At 68.1% G+C, this 20,517-nt stretch carries 22 protein-coding genes and 2 tRNA genes; 6 read left to right on the plus strand and 18 right to left on the minus strand.

Annotated elements, in window-relative coordinates:
- Positions 1–9 precede the first annotated feature (9 nt).
- The 6 genes from murI to clpS form a co-directional block, all read right to left on the minus strand.
- A complete protein-coding gene (gene murI / locus ACFPUZ_RS03410) occupies positions 10–819 on the minus strand; it encodes a glutamate racemase (RefSeq protein ID WP_376999876.1) in 810 nt (269 codons plus the stop codon).
- A 10-nt stretch (positions 820–829) separates the two neighbouring features.
- Complete coding sequence (locus ACFPUZ_RS03415) at positions 830–1,321, minus strand: MarR family winged helix-turn-helix transcriptional regulator (protein ID WP_376999975.1); 492 nt, start codon at positions 1,319–1,321, stop codon at positions 830–832.
- Between the two features lie 69 nt (positions 1,322–1,390).
- Positions 1,391–2,056 (minus strand): rhomboid family intramembrane serine protease, encoded by a 666-nt coding sequence (locus ACFPUZ_RS03420; RefSeq protein WP_376999878.1) that lies wholly within the window; start codon positions 2,054–2,056, stop codon positions 1,391–1,393.
- A 15-nt stretch (positions 2,057–2,071) separates the two neighbouring features.
- A complete protein-coding gene (locus tag ACFPUZ_RS03425; protein WP_376999880.1) occupies positions 2,072–3,019 on the minus strand; it encodes a P1 family peptidase in 948 nt (315 codons plus the stop codon).
- 4 nt (positions 3,020–3,023) lie between these two features.
- Positions 3,024–3,548 carry a DUF2017 domain-containing protein gene (locus tag ACFPUZ_RS03430; RefSeq protein ID WP_376999882.1) on the minus strand — a complete coding sequence of 175 codons (525 nt, stop codon included), beginning with the start codon at positions 3,546–3,548 and terminating at the stop codon, positions 3,024–3,026.
- A 9-nt stretch (positions 3,549–3,557) separates the two neighbouring features.
- Complete coding sequence (gene clpS / locus ACFPUZ_RS03435; protein WP_376999884.1) at positions 3,558–3,890, minus strand: ATP-dependent Clp protease adapter ClpS; 333 nt, start codon at positions 3,888–3,890, stop codon at positions 3,558–3,560.
- A 132-nt stretch (positions 3,891–4,022) separates the two neighbouring features.
- Between clpS and ACFPUZ_RS03440 the strand changes: the two genes are divergently transcribed.
- From ACFPUZ_RS03440 to ACFPUZ_RS03450, 3 genes are read left to right on the plus strand one after another with little or no spacing between them, the layout of a single operon-like run.
- Complete coding sequence (locus tag ACFPUZ_RS03440) at positions 4,023–4,562, plus strand: CAP domain-containing protein (protein ID WP_376999886.1); 540 nt, start codon at positions 4,023–4,025, stop codon at positions 4,560–4,562.
- 42 nt (positions 4,563–4,604) lie between these two features.
- Complete coding sequence (locus ACFPUZ_RS03445; protein WP_376999888.1) at positions 4,605–5,954, plus strand: nicotinate phosphoribosyltransferase; 1,350 nt, start codon at positions 4,605–4,607, stop codon at positions 5,952–5,954.
- Positions 5,951–7,921, plus strand: coding sequence for an ATP-dependent DNA helicase (locus ACFPUZ_RS03450; RefSeq protein ID WP_376999890.1), 1,971 nt, complete (start codon positions 5,951–5,953; stop codon positions 7,919–7,921). Before ACFPUZ_RS03445 ends, ACFPUZ_RS03450 begins: the two co-directional genes overlap by 4 nt.
- Here ACFPUZ_RS03450 and ACFPUZ_RS03455 read toward each other — a convergent pair.
- Complete coding sequence (locus ACFPUZ_RS03455) at positions 7,899–8,621, minus strand: YciC family protein (RefSeq protein ID WP_376999892.1); 723 nt, start codon at positions 8,619–8,621, stop codon at positions 7,899–7,901. The genes ACFPUZ_RS03450 and ACFPUZ_RS03455 overlap by 23 nt on opposite strands.
- Before the next feature lie 171 nt (positions 8,622–8,792).
- Between ACFPUZ_RS03455 and ACFPUZ_RS03460 the strand changes: the two genes are divergently transcribed.
- Positions 8,793–9,473: a Crp/Fnr family transcriptional regulator gene (locus ACFPUZ_RS03460; protein WP_376999977.1), complete on the plus strand. Its 681-nt coding sequence runs from the start codon at positions 8,793–8,795 to the stop codon at positions 9,471–9,473.
- Here the strand turns inward: ACFPUZ_RS03460 and ACFPUZ_RS03465 are convergent.
- The 3 genes from ACFPUZ_RS03465 to ctaD all read right to left on the minus strand — a co-directional run bounded on the left by ACFPUZ_RS03465 (position 9,436) and on the right by ctaD (position 13,310).
- Positions 9,436–10,146 (minus strand): peptidyl-tRNA hydrolase, encoded by a 711-nt coding sequence (locus ACFPUZ_RS03465; protein WP_376999894.1) that lies wholly within the window; start codon positions 10,144–10,146, stop codon positions 9,436–9,438. The two genes, ACFPUZ_RS03460 and ACFPUZ_RS03465, sit on opposite strands and share 38 nt — an antisense overlap.
- Positions 10,143–11,399, minus strand: coding sequence for a phosphoserine phosphatase SerB (gene serB / locus ACFPUZ_RS03470; protein WP_376999979.1), 1,257 nt, complete (start codon positions 11,397–11,399; stop codon positions 10,143–10,145). Before serB ends, ACFPUZ_RS03465 begins: the two co-directional genes overlap by 4 nt.
- Before the next feature lie 168 nt (positions 11,400–11,567).
- Positions 11,568–13,310 (minus strand): aa3-type cytochrome oxidase subunit I, encoded by a 1,743-nt coding sequence (gene ctaD, locus ACFPUZ_RS03475; protein WP_376999896.1) that lies wholly within the window; start codon positions 13,308–13,310, stop codon positions 11,568–11,570.
- 535 nt (positions 13,311–13,845) lie between these two features.
- Here ctaD and ACFPUZ_RS03480 point away from each other — a divergent pair.
- Complete coding sequence (locus ACFPUZ_RS03480; protein ID WP_376999898.1) at positions 13,846–14,565, plus strand: FadR/GntR family transcriptional regulator; 720 nt, start codon at positions 13,846–13,848, stop codon at positions 14,563–14,565.
- Between the two features lie 71 nt (positions 14,566–14,636).
- On the opposite strand, the gene nrdE is transcribed toward ACFPUZ_RS03480, so the two are convergent.
- From nrdE to ykgO, 4 genes are all read right to left on the minus strand, one after another.
- Positions 14,637–16,787: a class 1b ribonucleoside-diphosphate reductase subunit alpha gene (nrdE, locus tag ACFPUZ_RS03485; RefSeq protein WP_376999900.1), complete on the minus strand. Its 2,151-nt coding sequence runs from the start codon at positions 16,785–16,787 to the stop codon at positions 14,637–14,639.
- 31 nt (positions 16,788–16,818) lie between these two features.
- Complete coding sequence (gene nrdI / locus ACFPUZ_RS03490; RefSeq protein WP_376999981.1) at positions 16,819–17,259, minus strand: class Ib ribonucleoside-diphosphate reductase assembly flavoprotein NrdI; 441 nt, start codon at positions 17,257–17,259, stop codon at positions 16,819–16,821.
- A 64-nt stretch (positions 17,260–17,323) separates the two neighbouring features.
- On the minus strand, positions 17,324–17,557 hold the full coding sequence (gene nrdH / locus ACFPUZ_RS03495; RefSeq protein ID WP_376999902.1) for a glutaredoxin-like protein NrdH: 234 nt from the start codon (positions 17,555–17,557) through the stop codon (positions 17,324–17,326).
- A gap of 374 nt (positions 17,558–17,931) precedes the next feature.
- Positions 17,932–18,054 (minus strand): type B 50S ribosomal protein L36, encoded by a 123-nt coding sequence (gene ykgO / locus ACFPUZ_RS03500; RefSeq protein WP_005511141.1) that lies wholly within the window; start codon positions 18,052–18,054, stop codon positions 17,932–17,934.
- Between the two features lie 133 nt (positions 18,055–18,187).
- Between ykgO and nadE the strand changes: the two genes are divergently transcribed.
- On the plus strand, positions 18,188–19,003 hold the full coding sequence (gene nadE / locus ACFPUZ_RS03505; protein WP_376999906.1) for an ammonia-dependent NAD(+) synthetase: 816 nt from the start codon (positions 18,188–18,190) through the stop codon (positions 19,001–19,003).
- On the opposite strand, the gene ACFPUZ_RS03510 is transcribed toward nadE, so the two are convergent.
- The 4 genes from ACFPUZ_RS03510 to ACFPUZ_RS03525 all read right to left on the minus strand — a co-directional run bounded on the left by ACFPUZ_RS03510 (position 19,000) and on the right by ACFPUZ_RS03525 (position 20,503).
- Complete coding sequence (locus ACFPUZ_RS03510; protein WP_376999908.1) at positions 19,000–19,758, minus strand: fructosamine kinase family protein; 759 nt, start codon at positions 19,756–19,758, stop codon at positions 19,000–19,002. The genes nadE and ACFPUZ_RS03510 overlap by 4 nt on opposite strands.
- Before the next feature lie 10 nt (positions 19,759–19,768).
- Positions 19,769–20,191: a pyridoxamine 5'-phosphate oxidase family protein gene (locus ACFPUZ_RS03515; protein WP_376999910.1), complete on the minus strand. Its 423-nt coding sequence runs from the start codon at positions 20,189–20,191 to the stop codon at positions 19,769–19,771.
- 143 nt (positions 20,192–20,334) lie between these two features.
- A tRNA-Ala gene (locus tag ACFPUZ_RS03520) sits at positions 20,335–20,407 on the minus strand.
- Positions 20,408–20,430: 23 nt separating this feature from the next.
- Positions 20,431–20,503 (minus strand) — tRNA-Ala (locus tag ACFPUZ_RS03525).
- Positions 20,504–20,517: the final 14 nt, after the last annotated feature.

Here is a 20,517-nt window from a genome sequence, read left to right on the forward strand (position 1 = left end):
TTCCCGACCTCAGAGCCCGGCCACCTGGTGCACCTGCCCCAGTCCGGGGCCGAGGAAGCGCTCGGAGAGCTGGGCGAATTTCGCCGGATCGCCGGTCGATTCGAAGAGCCGGGTGGGGGCGGGCTGGACCTCCGGATCGGCGAGGAGGTCCTCGCGGGTGAGGATCCGCAGGACGTCCTTCGCCGTCTCCTCCGCGGAGGAGACGAGGGTGACATGGTCGCCGATGGCCAGCTGGATGACGCCGGAGAGCAGCGGGTAGTGGGTGCAGCCCAGGACGAGCGTATCGACGCCCGCCGCCTGCAGCGGCTCCACGTACGCCTCGGCCACCCCGAGGATCTGGCGCCCGGAGGTGATGCCGCGTTCCACGAAGTCGACGAAGCTCGGGCAGGCCTGGGCGTGGGCCTCCACGCCGGGGTTGATGGCGAAGAGGTCCTGGTAGGCGCCCGAGTTGATGGTGCCCACCGTCCCGATGACCCCGACCTGGCCGTTGCGGGTGGTGGCCAGCGCGCGGCGGACGGCCGGTTGGATGACCTCGACGACGGGGACGTCGTAACGCTCGCGGGCGTCGTGGAGGAAGGCCGCGGAGGCGGTGTTGCACGCGATGACGAGCATCTTGCAGCCCCGCTCGACGAGGTCGTCGGCGATGCGCATGGCATGCTGCCGCACCTCCGCGATGGGGAGCGGCCCGTAGGGCCCGTGGGCGGTGTCGCCGATGTAGATGATCGACTCGTGCGGGAGCTGATCCATGATCGTACGGGCGACCGTGAGTCCGCCGACGCCGGAGTCGAAGATGCCGATGGGGGCTGCTGGTGTGGTCACGCCGCCCATGCTAGCGCCCGGTGCGACGGTCCCCGTGTCCCATGGCGGCGACGATCTTGCTCATCGCCTCGCCGAACTGCTTCTGCTCCTCGGGTTCGAGGTTGTCGAAGATGAGGCGGCGGACCTCGGAGACGTGCCCCGGGGCGGCCTGTTCGAAGAGGGCGAGACCCGCGGAGGTGAGCTCCGCGAGGGTGGAGCGACCGTCGTCCGGGTCGGGCAGGCGGCGGACGAAGTCCTGCTTCTCCAGGCGGGTGATCACGCGGGAGAGGTGCGAGAGCGTCATTTCGCAGGCGGCGGCGAGTTCACTCATGCGCAGGGTGTGCTCGGGTGACTGCCACAGCTGGGTCAGTGCGAAATAGTCGTAGTGGCTGATGCCGGCATCCCGCTTGAGTTGTGCCTCGAGACGGGTGGGAAGCCAGACGTGGAAGGACCAGACATTCATCCAGGTCTCAACCTCGCGTTCGGACAACCATTCCACAGGTCGATTGTTCATACTCCTGATACTACTAGCACTCCTCACAGAAACTGATAGCGCTCCTGTGAATCTCTAAGGTGCCAGCAACTTTCCGCTTCAACGGACCCCCCGAACGGGCCTGGAACCACCCCCTTCCAGCTTCCGCTGCTGTCGCCGCGCCCGCAGTTCCGGCGGGTCGTCGGAGGTGATGAACATGCCGGCGGCCACCCCACCCACCGCGCCGAAGAGGTGCGCCTGCCAGGACACCCCGGGCACCCCGGGCAGCACGCCCCAGATGAGACCGGAGTAGGTGACACCCAGGATGACGCCGATGAGGACCTGCAGGAGGCTACGGTTGAAAATGCCCCTGACGAGCAGGTATCCCAGCCAGCCGTAGACCAGCCCCGAGGCGCCGATATGGTTAGAGCCCACCCCGCCGAGCAGCCACACGCCGAGCCCGCCGAGCACCACGACGATGCCGGTCACCTCCCACCAGACGCGCGCGCGGGACATTCCTATGAGAAAGCTGAAGATGGCGCCAGGGAGCGTGTTGGAGAGGAGATGCTCCATGTTCGCGTGAAGCAGGGGTGACGTGAGGATGTGCCAGAGTGAAGACACGTCGAGGGGATGGATGCCGAAAAAGACCAAGTCCCCAGCGAATATAAATATATTGACAAAATGGACCGCCCATAGGACGGCAACGTAGGCGGCCGCGAACCAGAGACCGGAACGCAGGGCGGAGCGCCCCTGGCGGGCGGGCGGAGTCACAGGTGCTGGAGTCATCGCCCACCACTGTAATCAGTCGGCGCGGATCGCGGACCACGCAGCGAGACCGTAGCCGGGCGCGGCGGAGACGACGGCGTCGACAAGCGCAGCCCGGACGACGTCGGCGGCGGCAGCGCACAGCCCGTGGAGGAGCTCCACGCCGACCCCGCCGGACTCGCGGGCGGTGCTCACGGCGAACAACGTGTCCCCGTCGAGCGGCGAATGCGCGGGGCGCACGGCGTGGGCGATGCCGTCGTGGCCGGTCATCGCCAGCCGCGTCGCCTGCGCCACGCTGACCGGGGCATCCGTGGCGATGACCCCGATGGTGGTGTTGAGCGAGGACGCCGGGTGCCGCAGCTCGCCGAAGGCCGCCAGGTCCACCGAGGGCCGCGCCGGATCACCCCACAACCGCCCCGACTGCGGATCAATGACCGAGCCCACCGGATTGGCCACCACCAGCGCCGCGACCCGATACTCCCCCACCTGCACCGCAGCCTGGCCCAGCCCGCCCCGGAGCACCCCGGCGGTGGCCCCGCACCCGGCGCCGACATTCCCGCGCGCGCCCGCATCCGACTCCGCGAGGGCCGCGCGGACCGCGGCCGCCCCGTCCTCCGCCGTCGGACGATGCGCGGGATCCCCCACGAAAAGATCGAAGATCACCGCCGCCGGCACGATGGGCACCCGCGGGCCGACCTTCCCCTCCCCCAGGACGGGAAAGCCCCGGCCCACCCTCTCCAGCTCCCGCATCGCCCCGTCAGCGGCGGCCAGCCCGAAGGCGGAACCCCCGGCGAGCACCACCGCGTGGACCCGTTCGACCGTGTTGCGGGGATCGAGCAGGTCCGTCTCGCGCGTCCCGGGGCCCCCACCCCGCACGTCGACGCCGGCCACCATGCCCGCCGGATCGCGGGACACGATGGCCGTGACCCCGGTGTCGCCGGCCGAGGTGTGGCCGACGAGGAGACCGGGGACGTCGATAAGCACGGTCTCAGCCCATCATCGCGTCGAGCAGGCTGTCCTGGTTGAAACCGAGCCATTCGACGAGCATCGCGGTGTCGGGATCAGCATCGGGGGCGGCCGCCAGGTAGAGGCGCAGGTCATTGAGGCCGGCGAGGAAGGCATGCGCCTCCTCCTCGCTGAGGCTGATCTCCACGCCCCCGTCCGGCCCGACCTTCTCGCCCACGACCTGCAGGTTCTGCAGTTTCGCGCGGCAGATGTCGTTCTCGTGGAGGCTGCGGAGCAGGGAGTTGTCGCCCTCGTACTCCTCGTCGCCCTCCCGCTCGAAGTCGGGCAGCAGGCGGGCCATCCCGGGGTCCGCGGGGGCGTCCTTGTGGCCCGTGGGGATGCCGGTGAGCTCGGCCAGTTCATCCCGCGGCGCCGACTGCGCGCGCTGGATGATCGCCTCGCTGACGGTGGCCACGAGGTTCCCCAGCACCTCCCGTTCCATCGGTTCGAGGAGGGTGTGGAAACGCGGGGCCCGCATGAGCCCCTTCTTCTTCCGCCAGGCCTGCACGCGCGCTCCTTATCCCGCCTGCTGCATCGTGGCCCACAGGCCCGCGGTATGCAGCTTCTTCACGTCACCTTCGACCTTGTCCTTCTCCCCGGAGGAGACGACGGCCTTTCCTTCTGTGTGGACCTGCATCATCAGCTCGGTCGCCCGCTTCCGCCCGTAGCCGAGGACGGTCTGGAAGACGTAGGTGACGTAGCTCATGAGGTTGACCGGGTCATCCCAGACGATGCACAGCCACGGCAGATTCTCCGCGGTGGCGACGTTGACCTCGATCTGTTCATCAAGCTCCGGGGTCGCCATGGGGGACCCCATCCCGGGGGCGCTCATCGACACTGGACCAGTCATGCCCCACAGCCTAGTCAACGCTCCCCCGGGCCGGGCGAACCGGCGGCGCCCGGTGGTGCTGCCGTGCCGGAGCGGGTACGTTGACTTCCCGAACGAGTAACCACCCCCGTCTCCGCTGGATGTGATCCTCCGATGTTCCGACTCTCCTCCGCCCCCTGGCGCGGCCCCCGCGGGCTGCAGGACGTCCTCTCGAACATGGGGATGCTCATCACGGTGATGGGTCTGATCACCTCCCTGCTCATGGCCGTCGCCCCCAGTGGCCCCGCCTCCGAGGACCCGGGTGATCCCGACACCGGCTACGTCCAGCCGGATCCGGTGACCCAGGAGTGGCTCGAGCAGATCCGCGTGGACATCAACGCCGCCCTCATCGAGCTGCGCGCCAAGGAGGGGGTCGCCCCCGTCCTCCCCGATCCGCACATGCAGCTGGCGGTCCAGCGGCTGACGGAGCGTTCGGCGGTGGCCGACCGGGCGCTGCCCTCCCCGAACAACGTCACCATGCTGCAGCACCACCTGCCCCGGAACTCCGCCTCGGGCCACGCCTTCCTCGATGCCTGGCTTCATTCCGAGCCCCATGCCGCGGTGCTTCTCGACGCCCGCTACTCCTACTCCGCCGTCGGCGTCGCCGTCGACCACGGGAAGGTGTGGGTGGCGGTGCAGCTCTCGGAATCCTGAGGCTCCCCGCCACGCGGATATGCAGGATATACAGTGGGCGGTGTGAACCAGAACGCACCTAACCCCGGGGCGGCGTCTGTGCCGCCGAATCGCTCGACGTCCCTGCTGACGGACATGTACGAGCTCACCATGCTGCAGGCCGCCCTCCGCGACGGCACGGCTCACCGCCAGTGCACGTTCGAGGTCTTCGCCCGCCGCCTGCCGAACGAGCGCCGCTACGGTGTGGTGGCCGGCACGGCCCGCGTCCTGCGCGCGGTGCGGGACTTCGTCTTCACCGAGGAGCAGCTCACCCACCTGGAGTTCCTCGACGAGAACTCCAAGGAGTACCTGCGCAACTACCGTTTCACCGGGCAGATCGACGGCTACCGGGAGGGTGACCTCTACTTCCCCTATTCGCCGCTGCTCACGGTCCGCGGCACGTTCGCGGAGTGCGTCATCCTCGAGACGGTCATCCTGTCGATCATGAACGCGGATTCCGCGATCGCCTCCGCCGCGGCGCGTATGGTCACCGCCGCGGACGGGCGCCCCATCATCGAGATGGGTTCGCGGCGCACGCACGAGTACGCCGCGGTGACGGCCTCCCGCGCCGCCTACCTGGCGGGTTTCACCGCCACCTCGAACCTGGAGGCCTCCCACCGCTACGGCATCCCCGCCACAGGCACCGCCGCCCACGCGTGGACGCTGCTGCACATCAACGAGGACGGCTCCCCCAACGAGGAGGCGGCGTTCCGTTCCCAGATCGACTCCCTCGGCGTGGACACCACCCTGCTCGTGGACACCTACGACATCACGCAGGGGGTGAAGACGGCGGTGGAGGTCGCCGGACCCGAGCTCGGCGGCGTCCGCATCGACTCCGGTGACCTGGGTGCGGTCACCCGGCGCGTGCGGCGTCAGCTCGATGAGCTCGGCGCGCACAACACGCGGATCGTCGTGTCCTCCGATCTCGATGAATTCGCCATCGCCGGTCTGCGCGGCGATCCGGTGGACGTCTACGGTGTGGGTACCTCGGTGGTCACCGGCTCCGGCGCCCCGACCGCCAGCATGGTGTACAAGCTGGTCGAGGTGGACGGGCACACCGTGGCCAAGCGCTCCCGCGGGAAGGGCATGACGGGCGGCACCAAGCAGGCCATCCGCACCTACCGTTCCACCGGCGTCGCGGTGGAGGAGCTCGTGTTCCCCTTCGACGCGGACACGCCCGACACCGGTCGCCTCAGCGCCACGCAGCTGACGGTGCCGCTCATGCGGGACGGGCTGGCGGTCGACGGCCTGCCCTCGCTGGAGGAGTCCCGCGCCTATCTCGCGGCCCAGCTGCTCACGCTGCCGTGGGAGGGTCTGGCGCTGTCGCGGGATGAGCCGTCCATCTCCACCCGTTTCGTGGGTTTCCCGGAGTGAGCCCCAGCCACGAACCGTTGTCTCAGTCCACCGGCGAGCTTCTCGACGCCGCCGTCGCCGCCCTCGGCGGCACCCGCCGCGCGGGACAGGTCGCGATGGCGGAAGCCGTCACCCGCGCCCTGGAGAGCGAGCGGCACCTGGCCGTCCAGGCGGGGACGGGTACGGGTAAGTCGCTGGCCTACCTGGTGCCGTCGATACGCCACGCGCAGGCGACCGGCACGGCGGTGATCATCTCGACGGCCACCATCGCCCTGCAGCGGCAGCTGGTGGAGCGGGATCTCCCCCGCCTCGCCGATGCCCTGGAGCCGTTGATGGAGCGACGCCCGACCTTCGCGATTCTCAAGGGCCGCTCCAACTACGTGTGCCTCAACCGGATCGGGGCGGCCGCCGACCCGGAGGACGCGCTCATCGACGACGCCGACGTCTCCTGGCTCGGCCGCCACGTCGCCCGGGTCCACGAGTGGGCGCAGGAGACGGAGACCGGCGACCGCGACGACCTGGAGCCGGGCGTTCCGGACCTGGCGTGGCGGCAGGTCTCCGTCACCGCCCGGGAATGCCTCGGGGCGACGCGCTGCCCGCACGGCGAGGAGTGTTTCGCGGAGGCGGCGCGTCGGCAGGCGCACGAGGTGGACATCGTGGTGACCAACCACGCGCTGCTGGCCATCGACGCCCTGGCGGACATCGACATCCTCCCGGAGCACGACGTCGTGGTCATCGATGAGGCCCACGAGCTCGACGGCCGCATCACCTCGGTGGCCACCAATGAACTCTCGCGGACCGCGCTCACCCTGGCGGCCAAGCGCGCCGGCAAGCTGGGTGCCGACGGCCGCGACGACAAACTCGTGGAACTCAGCGACGACTGGATGGCCGCCGCCGCCCTCCTCCCGGAAGGCCGGTGGAACGACATCGATGATGCCGCCCGCGGCCCACTCGTCGGGCTGCGGGACGGTCTGTGGTCGGTGCGCGAGGCCATCGCCCGGGCTCCGGAGGGGGAATCGGCGAACGACCCGGAGTCCTCCGCCGAGCGGCAGAACCTGGCCAATCACCTCCAGGAGCTGCACGACGCCATCGTGCGCATCCTCACGGTGTTCGAGGAGACCGATCCCGCGGCGCAGCGCGATGTCGTGTGGCTCGACCGCGATGACCGGCGCGGCGACGTACTCATGGTCGCGCCCCTTTCGGTCGCCGGGCTCCTCCACGAGCGCCTCTTCGGCGAGCAGACGGTCGTGCTCACCTCGGCCACCCTGACCATCGGCGGGCGTTTCGACGCCATGGCCGCGTCCTGGGGCCTGCCCCGCGGCACATGGGACAGCCTCGACGCCGGCACCCCCTTCGACCCCCGCACCTCCGGCATCCTCTACACCGCCCGGCACCTGCCCGACCCCGGCCGCGACGGCCTCGCCCCGGAGACCCTCGACGAGATCCACGACCTCATCATGGCGGCCGGCGGCCGCACCCTCGGGCTGTTCTCCTCGCGTCGGGCGGCGGAGCAGGCGGCGGAGGCGATGAAACAGCGGCTGCCCTTCGACGTGTACTGCCAGGGGGAGGACACCACCGGCGCGCTGGTGGAGAAGTTCGCCCGCGAGGAGAACGCGTGTCTGTTCGGCACCCTCACGTTGTGGCAGGGCGTGGATGTGCCGGGCCCCGCGTGTTCGCTGGTCCTCATCGACCGGATCCCCTTCCCCCGTCCCGATGATCCGCTGTTGCAGGCCCGGAAGGAGGCCGCGGAGGCCGAGGGGCGCAACGGCTTCATGGAGGTGGCGGCCACGCACGCGGCGCTGCTCATGGCGCAGGGCGCGGGCCGGCTCCTACGCTCGGTCGACGACCGGGGGGTCGTGGCAGTGCTGGACAACCGCCTGGTGACGAAGCGCTACGGTTCCTTCCTCCGGGCCTCCATGCCCTCCTTTTGGGAGACGAGCGACCCGGCGGTGGTGCGCGGCGCGCTCACTCGCCTGGTCGCGCGCTAGCTGCCCTGTCCTCGGCGCCGTAGGCGTAACGGTCCCCGCTGCCCTTGAGCGTCGCGTGCGCCAGGAGGCAGGCCGCTAGCGGGGTGGTGATGAACACGCCGATGACCGTCAGGCTGCCCACCGCGCCCAGCAGGAGGGAGAACAGCACGAGGAGCAGCGTCGCCCCGGGGTTGTTCCGCACGATGTCCACCGACCCCCGGAACACCGCCACGATCCCGGCCTCCGGGCGGCTGAACACCAGGTAGGGCACGTACATGAGGAACACCGCCACCACGATGCCGGGGACGATGAACAGCAGCAGGCCGGCGATGGTGAGCACCGTCATGAGGAGGTAGGCGACGAAGGGAATGCCCAGACCGTCCACCCGGAAGAAGTCCCGGACCCGGACGTGCTCCCCCTGCACCTGGCGTACCGCGTTGCGGTAGAGGTTGAGGGTCCAGATGACGCCCAGGACGAAGAGGACGGTGTAGACGAGGATGAGCGCGGCCACCGTGGCCGGCGACAGGGCCACCGAGTCCTCCTCACCGGGCGTGTCCTGCAGGGCGATCGGCATGACCACCAGAAGTGTCAGCCCCACGGTGACCAGCAGGTAGATGAGCAGGCCCACCACCCAGGGCACGAGGTTGGCGGACAGGGCGCGCCAGCCCTGGGTGAGGCTCTCCACGGCGTCGAGCCTGTAGGGATCGGTGGGATGTGTCATGTGCTCCAACCTTTCGGACCGGGACTGTCGTTCCCCCAGTATCGCACCTGCCGCGGACAGGGGCGGTCCCTCCGAGCCGATCCTTAGGATGGGGTCATGTCCTCCTCCCACCCCGTCCGGTCGGCCTGCGGGCACCCCCATCACTGCGATGCCCCCACCCGGGACGCCGCCCTGGCCCGCTCCTCGCTCACCCGGGTGCTCTCCCCCACCGAGCGTCGGGAGCTCGACCCGCACCTGAGCCCCCTTGCCTGGGCCGCCGGCGATCCCCTCGTCTTCGCCGGGGACGTCCCGGGTGGCGTCCACCTCCTCATGTCCGGCCGGGTGCGAGTCACCCGGGACACCGCGGAAGGCCACGAGATCACCGTCGACATCGCCGGGCCGGGGGATGTCATCGGGCCGCTGGACACGACGCCGCGCACCGCCGTGGACTCAGCCTGGGCCATGGAGACGACGTGCTCCCTCTTCCTGCGGGCGGAATCCCTCGCGGAGATTGTCAGCCGCTTCCCCGCCCTGGCCCTGTCCCTGCTGCGCCTCCAGGAGGAGAGGCTGGCACAGGCCCGCGAACGGGAGGTGGCACGGACGACCGGCACCGTCGAGCAGCGGGTGGCCGCCGCACTCCTCGCCCTGGCGGAGAAGTTCGGACGTGACCGGCCGGACGGCTCCGTGCTGCTGGAGGTCCGCCTGCGTCGCGACGACATCGCCGGACTGGCCTCCACCACGGTGGAGTCCGCCTCGCGGGCCATGGCCCGCATGAAGCGGGAAGGGTGGATCGATTCCGGTCGCGAGTGGGTCTCGCTTATCGACGCCCCCGCTCTCAGCGCCCTCCAGCAGCCGGCAGAGCCAGGGCGGTGAGCGCCCCGGGCGCCACCTCGGTGAAGCCCGCGTCCTGCACGGTGACAGCCGCGGGCCGGGTGAGGTGCGCGGCGAACTCCGCGTGCGAGACTTCCCGGACGTCGAGCGCGAATCCGGTCTCCGCCCAGGCCCGCGCCTGCGGGGCGGACAGGTGTGCGGCCCACAGCATGGCCGCGTGACCGGCCTGCGCGGCCGACTTGCCGATGCTCATGTCGAGGTCGGCGTCGAGAAGCAGCAGGGGCCGTGTCGGGTCGCGGGGGCCGGGCTCGTCCGGGGGCAGGTCGGTGCCCTGGATCTGCAGCTTCCGGATGGCGGCGGGGACCTCCGCCACCGGCCCGGGGACGAACGCGCGGGCCTGCGCCCCCGACACCGTCACGGTGACGCCCGGAATCTGCTGGACGTTGTCCCATGCCGTGTTGCGCGCCCGGCGGGCCACCTTGCGGATGCGCTGGGAGTACCACCCCTCCAGTCCGGCCCGCCAGGCGGGATCGGTGGTGGCCTCCGGTGCCAGGCAGACGGCGACCACCGCCCGCGCCGCGGCCTCCATGAGGTGGCTGCGGCGGGGCGGTGACTGTTTCGGCACATGGAGGGCGATCTGCATGGCCTGGATGGTCTCCTCCTCGCGCCCGCCGTTCAGGCAGGTGCGCAGGAGGCTGTGGGCGGTGTCGTTCACCCGCGGACGGCGGCCTCGAGGGGGACGCGACGGAAGGTGCCGTCCTCGAGGTCGGACTCGTCGATCTCCTCGCGCGGGACACCCAGGATGTGCAGCACCTCATCGAGGAAGGGGTGGTTGACGGAGGTGTCGGCGATCTCGCGCAGCGCCGGCTTGGCGTTGAACGCGATCCCCAGACCGGCGGCGGAGAGCATGTCGATGTCGTTCGCGCCGTCCCCGACAGCGACCGTCTGGTACATCTGCAGGCCGGAATCCTCGGCGAACTCGCGGAGCAGCTCGGCCTTGCGGGCACGGTCGACGATCTCGCCGGTGACCCGGCCCGTGAGCTTGCCGTCGACGATCTCCAGGGTGTTGGCGCGCACGTAGTCCAGCTCCAGGTCGGCGGCCAGGTCCTCGAGAACCTGGATGAAGCCGCCGGAGACCACCGCCGTGCGGTAGCCCATCTTGTGCAGGGTGCGGATGGTGGTGCGGGCGCCCGGGGTGAGGACGATGTCCTTGGCCACGGCGTCGATCACGGAGGCGTCCAGCCCCTGGAGGGTGGCCACCCGCTCGCGCAGCGACTCCTCGAAGTCGAGCTCGCCGCGCATGGCCCGCTCGGTCACCTCGGCGACCTCGGCCTCCTTGCCGGCGTGCGCGGCCAGCATCTCAATGACCTCACCGGTGATGAGGGTGGAATCGCAGTCGAAGCACACGAGGCGCTTGGAACGGCGCAGCAGGCCGGCGCGCTCGATGGCGATGTCGACGCCCAGCTGGGTGGTCAGCTCGGCGAGTGCCTTACGCATGGCCTTGCCGCCGCCCGGCTCCGGATTGGCGATGGTGATCATGATCTCCAGGCCGGTGATCGGGTAGTCGGCGATCCCCCGGATGCGGTCAATGTTCGCGCCGTAGTTGGCCAGGGTCTGGCCGATGGCCGACACGTCCGACGCAGTCACCGGGTTCCCCAGGACCACCGCGACGTGGGTGGAGCGGGGCGAGGAGGAGAGGTTGTCCGACGCGAGGTCCACGGACACTGCCTGTCCGTAACCGCGCAGCGTCTCGACGAGACCTTCCCGCAGGAGATCGGCGCGGGCCGACTCGACCCCGACGTAGGCGGCGAGGTTGAGGTAACCGCGGAACTGGGACTGCTCGACGTCGAGAAGCTGGACGTTGTGCGCGGAGAGCACGCGGAAGAAGGCGGCGGTGACGCCGGGGCGGTCGCGGCCGGTGAGGGTGATGACGGCGGACTCGAGTCCCGGCTGCAGGCCGACCTGCAGGGTGCCGGTGTTCTCGTGGTCGGTGTCGGTGACGGGGGTGAGCTCGGATTCTGCCACGGGAATCAATCCTTCATGGTGGGGGTGTGGGTGATCAGACACGCCACAACCCCCGGCAGTGGATCTGCCGGGGGTTGTGTCAGTCGGAGGTGACTATGTCAGACCCTGTGTCTAGCGGACTTCGGCCGGAGCCGGAGACTGGGTCGTCTCTGCGCGCTCGTCGTGGTGGCCGGTGTGGGCCTCACGGCGCATGCGCTCGACCATGTGCGGGTAGTGCAGCTCGAACGCGGGGCGCTCGGAGCGGATACGCGGCAGGGAGACGAAGTTGTGGCGCGGCGGCGGGCAGGAGGTGGCCCACTCGAGGGAGTTGCCGTAGCCCCACGGATCGTCGACGGTGACGACCTCACCGTAACGCCAGGACTTGAACACGTTCCAGATGAACGGAATGACCGAGGCACCGAGCAGGAAGGAGAACACGGTGGAGATCTGGTTCATCAGGGTGAAGCCGTCGGAGTCCAGGTAGTCGGCGTAACGACGCGGCATACCCATGTTGCCCAGCCAGTGCTGGATGAGGAAGGTGCCCTGGAAGCCGATGAAGGTGATCCAGAAGTGGATCTTGCCCAGGCGCTCGTCGAGCATACGACCGGTCATCTTGGGGAACCAGAAGTAGACGCCGGCGAAGGAGGCGAACACCACGGTACCGAAGAGGGTGTAGTGGAAGTGCGCGATGAGGAAGTAGCCGTCAGCCAGGTGGAAGTCCAGCGGCGGGGAGGCCAGCATGATGCCGGTGAGGCCACCGAAGAGGAAGGTCGCCACGAAGCCGACCGCGAAGATCATCGGGGACTCCCAGGTGATGTGACCCTTCCACATGGTGCCGACCCAGTTGAAGAACTTGACGCCGGTCGGGACCGAGATCAGGAACGTCATGAAGGAGAAGAACGGCAGGAGAACTGCGCCGGTGACGAACATGTGGTGCGCCCACACGGCCATGGACAGGGCGCCGATCGCCAGGGTGGCGAAGACGAGGCCGATGTAGCCGAACATGGGCTTACGGGAGAAGACCGGGATGACCTCGGAGATGACACCGAAGAACGGCAGTGCGAGGACGTAGACCTCGGGGTGGCCGAAGAACCAGAACAGGTGCTGCCACAGGATGGCGCCACCGTTGGCGGTGTCGTAGATGTGCGCGCCGAGCTTGCGGTCGTACAGGACGCCGAGGGCGGCGGCGAGCAGCAGCGGGAAGATCATCAGGGCGATGACGGAGGTGACGAAGATGTTCCAGGTGAAGATCGGGAGGCGGAACATGGTCATGCCCGGGGCACGCATCGTGAGGATGGTGGTGAGCATGTTGATGGCCGAGGCGACGGTACCGACACCGGTCGCGCCGACACCGACGATCCAGAGGTCAGCGCCGACACCCGGGGTGTGGACTGCATCGGACAGCGGGGAGTACATGGTCCAGCCGAAGTCGGCCGCGCCACCCGGGGTAAGGAAACCGGAGAGCATGGCGACACCACCCACGGTGGTGATCCAGAAGCCGAAGGCGTTCAGGCGGGGGAAGGCCACGTCCGGGGCGCCGATCTGCAGCGGCAGGACGTAGTTGGCGAAGCCCCAGACGATCGGCGTGCCGAACAGCAGCAGCATGACGGTGCCGTGCATGGTGAACAGCTGGTTGAACTGCTCATTCGACAGGAACTGCAGGCCCGGGGAGAACAGCTCCGCACGGATCAGCAGCGCCATGAGGCCGCCGAGGAAGAAGAAGCTGAAGGACATGATGATGTAGTAGATGCCCAGCTGCTTGTGGTCGGTGGTGATCAGCATCTCCCAGGCACGCGAGCCCTTACGCTCGTTGCCGGTCGGCTGAGGACGGGTGGGCTCGATGTAATCATCGAGCCTTGGCGCCACTGCGGTCATAGTTCCTCCTGACTACGAGACAGCCCACACACTGCGGACTGCCAAGCTTTTACTGCGCCTCATCTTAAAGGACGCGTAAGAGAGTTATCCAGCCCATCTGGACCGGAGACGTAGCTCAGTCTAACCCCATGTCCCGCGCAAAACTCAAGGACAGCGGCTTTTCCCGGGGAATCACCCCTGATTCCTCCGACACCCCCCTAGGTTTGTGACAGGAGCCACACCTGCGAACAGCGGGATTAACTTTCTTTCCGCGAATCGGGAACCGCCCTTCACCCCCGGTCGTTATCAACCTTTCGATGGGGAGGGGTGTCGCGCCGCAGTGAGTGCCCCCACCCGCCCCGAACCCCCGGCCGCACGCCACAGACAGGCACCGCACAGGACAGACCCTCCCCCTCACCCCCGAACCAGAAGGTCCCGCCCAGACTTCATGCACTTTTAATTCCCCCGTAATGGCGGTTACCTCTACATCGTCACCGCTCCGGGGTTTAGAATGACTAATAATGCCGTACCCAGGATACGAAGGATACCGACAGCGATGAGCGAGAAACACCGTTCCCCGGCCGCGCCCCTGCTGGATAACGTCCTCGACGAACTCGGGAGGGACATCATCGCCGGCACCCTCCCCGAGGGCCACACCTTCACCCTGCAGGATCTCTCCGACCGCTTCGACATCTCCCGCACCGTGGCCCGCGAGGCCATGCGGGCCCTCGAGCAGCTCGGGCTGGTCTCCTCCTCCCGACGCGTCGGCATCACGGTGCGCCCCCGTTCCTCCTGGGCCGTCTTCGATCAGTCGATCATCGACTGGCGCCTGGCCTGCCCCACCGACCGGCACTCCCAGCTGCGCTCCCTCAACGAGCTGCGCACCGGGATCGAGCCGCAGGCCGCACGCCTGGCCGCCCTGCACGCGGACCAGGCACAGCGCGAGGAACTGCTTGAGCTGGCGCGGCGCCTGCGGGAGCTCGGGGATTCAGGCGCCGGCGCCTCTCCGGAATTCCTCGAGGTGGACAGCCGATTCCACAATCTGCTCCTCGAGGCCTCGGGGAACGAGATGTTCGCCGCCCTCGCCCCGCCGCTGCTCAGCGTGTTGCAGGGACGCACCCGCTACGGGATGCAGCCGGCCGATCCGGCACCCGCCGCCCTGTCCGCGCACGAGGAGCTGGCCCGGGTCATCGCCGAGGGCGACGACGCGGCGGCCGAGGAGCAGTCCCGGCGGCTGCTCACCGAGGTGGCGCAGATGTTCGTCGACGAATACTGATACCCGCCAGAATCGCCGCAGGGCGCGGTCCCCTTCCCCGGGGAACCGCGCCCTGCGGCGTCTCACCTCTCCTACAGCATGCAGGAGACGCAGCCCTCGATCTCGGTGCCGGTCAGCGCGACCTGGCGGAGACGGATGTAGTAGAGCGTCTTGATGCCCTTGCGCCAGGCGTAGATCTGCGCCCGGTTGATGTCGCGGGTGGTGGCGGTGTCCTTGAAGAACAGCGTCAGCGACAGACCCTGGTCGACGTAGCGGGTGGCCACGGCGTAGGTGTCGATGATCTTCTCGAAGCCGATCTCGTACGAGTCCTGGAAGTAGTCCAGGTTCTCGTTGTCCATGTGCGGCGCCGGGTAATAGACGCGGCCGATCTTGCCTTCCTTGCGGATCTCGATCTTCGAGGCGATCGGGTGGATCGAGGAGGTCGAGTTGTTGATGTAGGAGATCGACCCGGTCGGCGGGACGGCCTGCAGGTTGCGGTTGAACAGCCCGTGCTCCATGACATCGGCCTTGAGCTGGGCCCAGTCCTCGGCCGAAGGGATGTGCGCCGTCGAGTTGGCGAACAGCTCCTTCACCTTCTCGGTCCGCGGCGCGAAGTCCGCCGGATCGAAGCCGTCGAAGTAGGTGCCGTCGGCGTACTTGGAAGTCTCGAAGCCGGAGAAGGTGGTCCCCCGCTCCCGCGCGATGGTGTTCGAGGCACGCAGGGCCTGGTAGAGCACGGCCGCGAAGTAGGCGTTGGTGAAGTCGAGGCCTTCCTCGGAGCCGTAGTAGATGTGCTCGCGGCCGAGGTAGCCGTGGAGGTTCATCTGACCGAGGCCGATGGCGTGGGAGGCGTTGTTGCCCTCCCGGACGGAGGGGACGGAGTCGATGCTGGTGAACTCGGCGACGGCGGTGAGTCCGCGGATGGCGGTCTCGATGGTCTTGCCGAAGTCGGGCGAGTCCATGGCCATGGCGATGTTCATGGAGCCGAGGTTGCAGGAGATGTCCTCGCCGATGGTCTCGTAGGAGAGGTCCTCGTGGTAGGTCGAGGGGGTGTTGACCTGCAGGATCTCCGAGCACAGGTTGGACATGTTGATGCGGCCCTCGATGGGGTTGGCCGCGTTGACCGTGTCCTCGAACATGATGTACGGGTAGCCGGACTCGAACTGGATCTCGGCGAGGGTCTGGAAGAACTGGCGCGCGTTGATCTTCTTCTTGGCGATCTGCGGGTCATCGACCATCTCGTCGTAGAGCTCGGTGATGGAGATGTCTCCGAAGGGCTTGCCGTACTTTCGCTCCACGTCGTACGGGGAGAACAGGTACATGTCATCGTTGCGGCGGGCCAGTTCGAAGGTGATGTCCGGGATGACCACGCCGAGGGAGAGGGTCTTGATGCGGATCTTCTCATCGGCGTTCTCGCGCTTGGTGTCGAGGAAGCGCATGATGTCCGGGTGGTGCGCGTTGAGGTAGACCGCGCCGGCTCCCTGGCGGGCACCGAGCTGGTTGGCGTAGGAGAAGGAGTCCTCGAGGAGCTTCATCACGGGGATGACACCGGAGGACTGGTTCTCGATGTGCTTGATGGGGGCGCCGGACTCGCGCAGGTTCGACAGGAGCAGGGCGACGCCGCCGCCGCGCTTGGACAGCTGCAGGGCGGAGTTGATGGCGCGGCCGATGGACTCCATGTTGTCCTCGATGCGCAGCAGGAAGCAGGAGACGAGCTCGCCGCGCTGGGCCTTGCCGGCGTTGAGGAAGGTGGGGGTGGCCGGCTGGAAGCGGCCGGTGAGGATCTCGTCGACGAGGTTCTCGGCCAGGGTGCGGTCGCCGTTGGCCAGGAAGAGCGCGGTCATGGTGACGCGGTCCTCGAAGCGCTCGAGGTAGCGGCGGCCGTCGAAGGTCTTGAGGGTGTACGAGGTGTAGTACTTGTACGCGCCGAGGAACGTCGGGAAGCGGAACTTGTAGGCGTAGGCCCGCTGGAAGAGCGCCTTGATGAAGTCGTAGTCGTAGGCCTCGAGGACCTCCGGCTCGTAGTAGTTGTTGTCCACGAGGTAGCGCAGCTTCTCGTCCAGGTCGTGGAAGTACACGGTGTTCTGGTTGACGTGCTGCAGGAAGTACTGGTTGGCGGCTTCCCGGTCCTTGTCGAACTGGATCCGACCGTTCTCGTCGTAGAGGTTGAGCAGCGCGTTGAGAGCGTGGTAGTCGAGCTGCTCCTCCTGGGAGGTGGCGTGCTCGGTGGTCTTCGTGGTCAAGGTGTCCGGTGCCTTTCAGTGGTGGTGACGGTCAGCAGGAGGTGGTCTGGGGCTCCAGCCCCAGGGCCTCCGCGTTGGTGATGAGTCCCTCCCGCAGGATACGCACATCCTCGGGGTTGCCCATGAGCTCGAAGCGGTAGACGTAGGGCACGCTGCACTTTCGGGCGATGATCTCGCCCGCCAGCCCGAAGTCCGCCCCGAAGTTGGAGTTGCCTCCGGCGACGACCGCGCGGATGAGGCCGCGGTTGTGTTCGTTATTGAGGAAGCGGATGACCTGGACCGGGACGGGCCGGGAGTTCTGGTCGGTCTGGGTCGCTCCCCCGCCGTAGGTGGGGCAGACGAGGACGTAGGGCTCGTCGACGACGAGCGGTTCCTCGTGCTTGTACAGCGGGATGCGGACGTGGGGGAGGTCCAGCTTCTCCACGAAACGGCGCGTGTTCTCCGACACGGAGGAGAAGTACACGACGAGCATGGGGGTCACGTCCTTATGGAAAAAGCCGCCCGACTTCTTCTGGGCGGCGTGGTGCGGGTGAGTGCTAAGCGACGACGGCCGTGAGGCTGTGGATGCGCTCCGGGCGGAATCCGGACCAGTGCTCTCCGTTGGCCTCGACGACCGGGGCCTGCAGGTAGCCGAGGGCCAGGACGTAGTCGCGGGCGTCGTCGTCGAGGCTGATGTCCACGGTGTCGTACTTCAGGCCGGCGCGGTCGAGTGCCTTCTCGGTGGCCTTGCACTGGACGCAGGCGGGCTTGGTGTAGAGGGTGATGGACATGGATGAGATCCTCATTCTTCTCGGCGAACTCAGTCTGTATCAGTTGTTCAGGGCCGGGGAGGGGATGTTCTCTCCGTCCCGCAGCGACATGAACGACACTATACTTTGTGGTCAACACCCGCAACCAGCACTACATGTAGTAGTTACACTGCTGATATTCCCAGGACGAGCCCCTCCGATGGCCCACATGTTGCCCTGTCCCCCATCCCGCATGGCACGGGTGGAACCACATCCCTGTGATTTCCCCAGCTCGCCCCGTTCGGCCGTTACCCAATCGTTACCTTGCCCCGGAAAGGGCAAAAGAGAACCGCTCATCCGAATGGCCCGTGAGGGCCTTCCGGATGAGCGGTTGCTCGACGGAGAGTGGTGCGCACTCAGCCCTGACGGGCCTTGAAACGCGGCTCCTTCTTGTTGATCACGTAGACCTTGCCGCGACGACGCACAACCTGGGCGCCCGGCTTGTTCTTCAGCGACCGAAGCGACTTGCGAACCTTCATCGGGCGCTCCTTTCTGTATGCGCGATTTCAGTTAAGACTGCGACTTTTCCAACATGGCTCTGGCAGCCATGACACGAGGGGACATGTTACCCGACTCTGCAACGAACCTCCAAAACCGCCTACGATGGCGGTCATGCAGGACTCGATCATCGCCGCCCTCGGTACCCGCCCGCGTATCGACGCCCCCGCGGAGCTCACCGCCCGCATCACCTTCCTCGTCGACTATCTGCAGGCCAGCGGCATGCGGGGCTACGTCCTCGGGATCTCTGGAGGGCAGGACTCCACCCTCGCCGGACGACTGGCCCAGCTGGCCGTCGAAAAGATCCGGGCGGATGGCGGGCAGGCGGAGTTCTGGGCCCTGCGGCTGCCCCACGGTGTGCAGGCCGACGAGGACGACGCACAACTGGCCCTCGACTTCATCCGCCCCGACCACCGCCTCACCATCAATATCGCCGAACCCACCGCCACGATGAGCGCGGCCGTCGCCCGGGCGCTGGGCCAGGCGGATCTGGGCGACTTCAATGAGGGCAACGTGAAGGCCCGCCAACGCATGATCGCCCAGTACGCGGTGGCCGGCGAACGCTCGGCGCTGGTCATCGGCACGGACCATGCCGCCGAGAACGTCACCGGCTTCTTCACCAAACACGGGGACGGCGCCGCGGACATCATGCCGCTCACCGGGCTGAACAAGCGACAGGGCGCCCAGCTGCTCGCCGAACTGGGGGCCCCGCCCGCCACCTGGGAGAAGATCCCCACCGCCGACCTCGAGGACGACCGCCCCGCGCTCCCCGACGAGGAGGCCCTCGGTGTCAGCTACGTCCACATCGACGACTATCTCGAGGGGCGCGCCGTCCCCGCGGCGGCCCGCGAGCGCATCGAGCATCTGTGGCGCATCGGCGCCCACAAGCGGCACCTGCCCCCGGGCCCCCATGACATGTGGTGGCGCTAGCCCAGTAGTTCCAGCGTCTCCCGCGCGGCCGTCACCAGCGGCCGGGCGTAGCTGCGCCCGTGGGTGAGGGTGTGCACGGCCAGGGGGTGCAGCTGGTGCAGCGGGAAGTGCGCGCGGAAATCCTCCGGCAGCGGGGTGACCTCCTGGTAGCCGCGCCACACGTCCTCCCGGAAGGGCACGCCGAAAAGGGCCAGCATGGCCAGGTCGGTGAGGGGATGCCCGCCGTGGGCCGCCGGATCGATGAACACCGGGCCCTCAACGGCGAAGAGCAGGTTGCCCGCCCACAGGTCGCCGTGGATCCGGGCGGGCGAGGTGTCCCACGCCGCGGCGCCGATCGCCGCGCAGGCCTCCTCCACCAGGGCCAGCCCGGCCGCGTCGAGGTTCCCCGCCTCGCGAGCGCGCCGCGCGAAGGGCAGCACCCGCTGCCCCGCGTAGAAGCTCCCCCAATCGGCCGTCGGGGTGCACTGCTGCTCCTGCGTGCCGATGTAGTTCGGCCCCTCCCAGCCCGGCGGCGGGGCCCCGAAGGCCTCCGCGCCGGCGGCGTGGATACGGGCCAGCTCCCGCCCGGCCTGCCGCGCCGCCTCCTGGGTGGGGCTCACCTCCGACACCCGGCGGGTCTGCAGGAGGTTGGCGTCGGCGTCGAGAAGCACGACCTCCGCCATGCACTCGGAGGCCTCCCGGAGCCACCGCAGCCCCGCGGCCTCCGCCTCAGCGGATCGGGGCTCACGGGGCTGCTTGGTGAAAACGTCAGTCATACACGCCAGATTAGTAGCGCTCCGGCTCCTCGCCGACCTCGAACTCGCGGCCGGAGATGTCGGAGGCGTTGATGCGCACCCAGTTGTACTTGAGGGTCGGCGCCCAGGGCTTGAGTCCCAGGGTCTCGGCATGGGCGACATCCTCGGCCTTCTCCAGCACCTCGGCGGTGCCGCGGACGATGACGGACCAGGCGGTACCGCCCTGGAGGCCGTCCGCCTCGAAGAGCACGTCCTGGTTGAGGCTGAGGCTGAACAGCTTGGAGCCCTCGGCGGTACGGAAGTAGATCGACTCACCGTCGACGACGAAGTTGATGGGGAAGATCTCGATGTCCTCCTTGCGGCGCGTCACGATGCGACCGGGCTGCACATCCTCCAGGTAGGCCAGGGACTGCTCGGTGCTCAGGGTGCGGAAGACATCATCGTTGAAGGACATGCTGTTCAAATCTCCTCGGTCAGGGTGACGCGGGTGCGTACGCGGATATCTCCAGACTACGTTGCCGCCGCAGGCAACGAGCGGTGACCGTCCCCCACCGACAGAAAAAGAGGCCCACCCGAAGGTGAGCCTCTTTCCACGAGTGGAGCTAAGGGGACTCGAACCCCTGACCCCCACACTGCCAGTGTGGTGCGCTACCAGCTGCGCCATAGCCCCGTGTCAGATATTCAGTTGTGGAGTGGAGCTAAGGGGACTCGAACCCCTGACCCCCACACTGCCAGTGTGGTGCGCTACCAACTGCGCCATAGCCCCTTGGAACTTGCTTC

The organism is Corynebacterium nasicanis (genome assembly GCF_042658165.1).
Taxonomy (GTDB): Bacteria; Actinomycetota; Actinomycetes; order Mycobacteriales; family Mycobacteriaceae; genus Corynebacterium; species Corynebacterium nasicanis.

What these genes read in the sequence shown, in the direction of transcription:
- ACFPUZ_RS03515 (WP_376999910.1), bottom strand. Translation starts at nt 20,191, where the DNA reads ATGTCCTTCAACGATGATGTCTTCCGCACCCTGAGCACCGAGCAGTCC.
- ykgO (WP_005511141.1), bottom strand. Translation starts at nt 18,054, where the DNA reads ATGAAGGTTCGCAAGTCGCTTCGGTCGCTGAAGAACAAGCCGGGCGCC.
- nrdI (WP_376999981.1), bottom strand. Translation starts at nt 17,259, where the DNA reads ATGCTCGTCGTGTACTTCTCCTCCGTGTCGGAGAACACGCGCCGTTTC.
- ctaD (WP_376999896.1), bottom strand. Translation starts at nt 13,310, where the DNA reads ATGACCGCAGTGGCGCCAAGGCTCGATGATTACATCGAGCCCACCCGT.
- ACFPUZ_RS03420 (WP_376999878.1), bottom strand. Translation starts at nt 2,056, where the DNA reads ATGACTCCAGCACCTGTGACTCCGCCCGCCCGCCAGGGGCGCTCCGCC.
- nrdH (WP_376999902.1), bottom strand. Translation starts at nt 17,557, where the DNA reads ATGTCCATCACCCTCTACACCAAGCCCGCCTGCGTCCAGTGCAAGGCC.
- ACFPUZ_RS03480 (WP_376999898.1), top strand. Translation starts at nt 13,846, where the DNA reads ATGAGCGAGAAACACCGTTCCCCGGCCGCGCCCCTGCTGGATAACGTC.
- ACFPUZ_RS03455 (WP_376999892.1), bottom strand. Translation starts at nt 8,621, where the DNA reads ATGACACATCCCACCGATCCCTACAGGCTCGACGCCGTGGAGAGCCTC.
- clpS (WP_376999884.1), bottom strand. Translation starts at nt 3,890, where the DNA reads ATGACTGGTCCAGTGTCGATGAGCGCCCCCGGGATGGGGTCCCCCATG.
- nadE (WP_376999906.1), top strand. Translation starts at nt 18,188, where the DNA reads ATGCAGGACTCGATCATCGCCGCCCTCGGTACCCGCCCGCGTATCGAC.
- ACFPUZ_RS03510 (WP_376999908.1), bottom strand. Translation starts at nt 19,758, where the DNA reads ATGACTGACGTTTTCACCAAGCAGCCCCGTGAGCCCCGATCCGCTGAG.
- ACFPUZ_RS03440 (WP_376999886.1), top strand. Translation starts at nt 4,023, where the DNA reads ATGTTCCGACTCTCCTCCGCCCCCTGGCGCGGCCCCCGCGGGCTGCAG.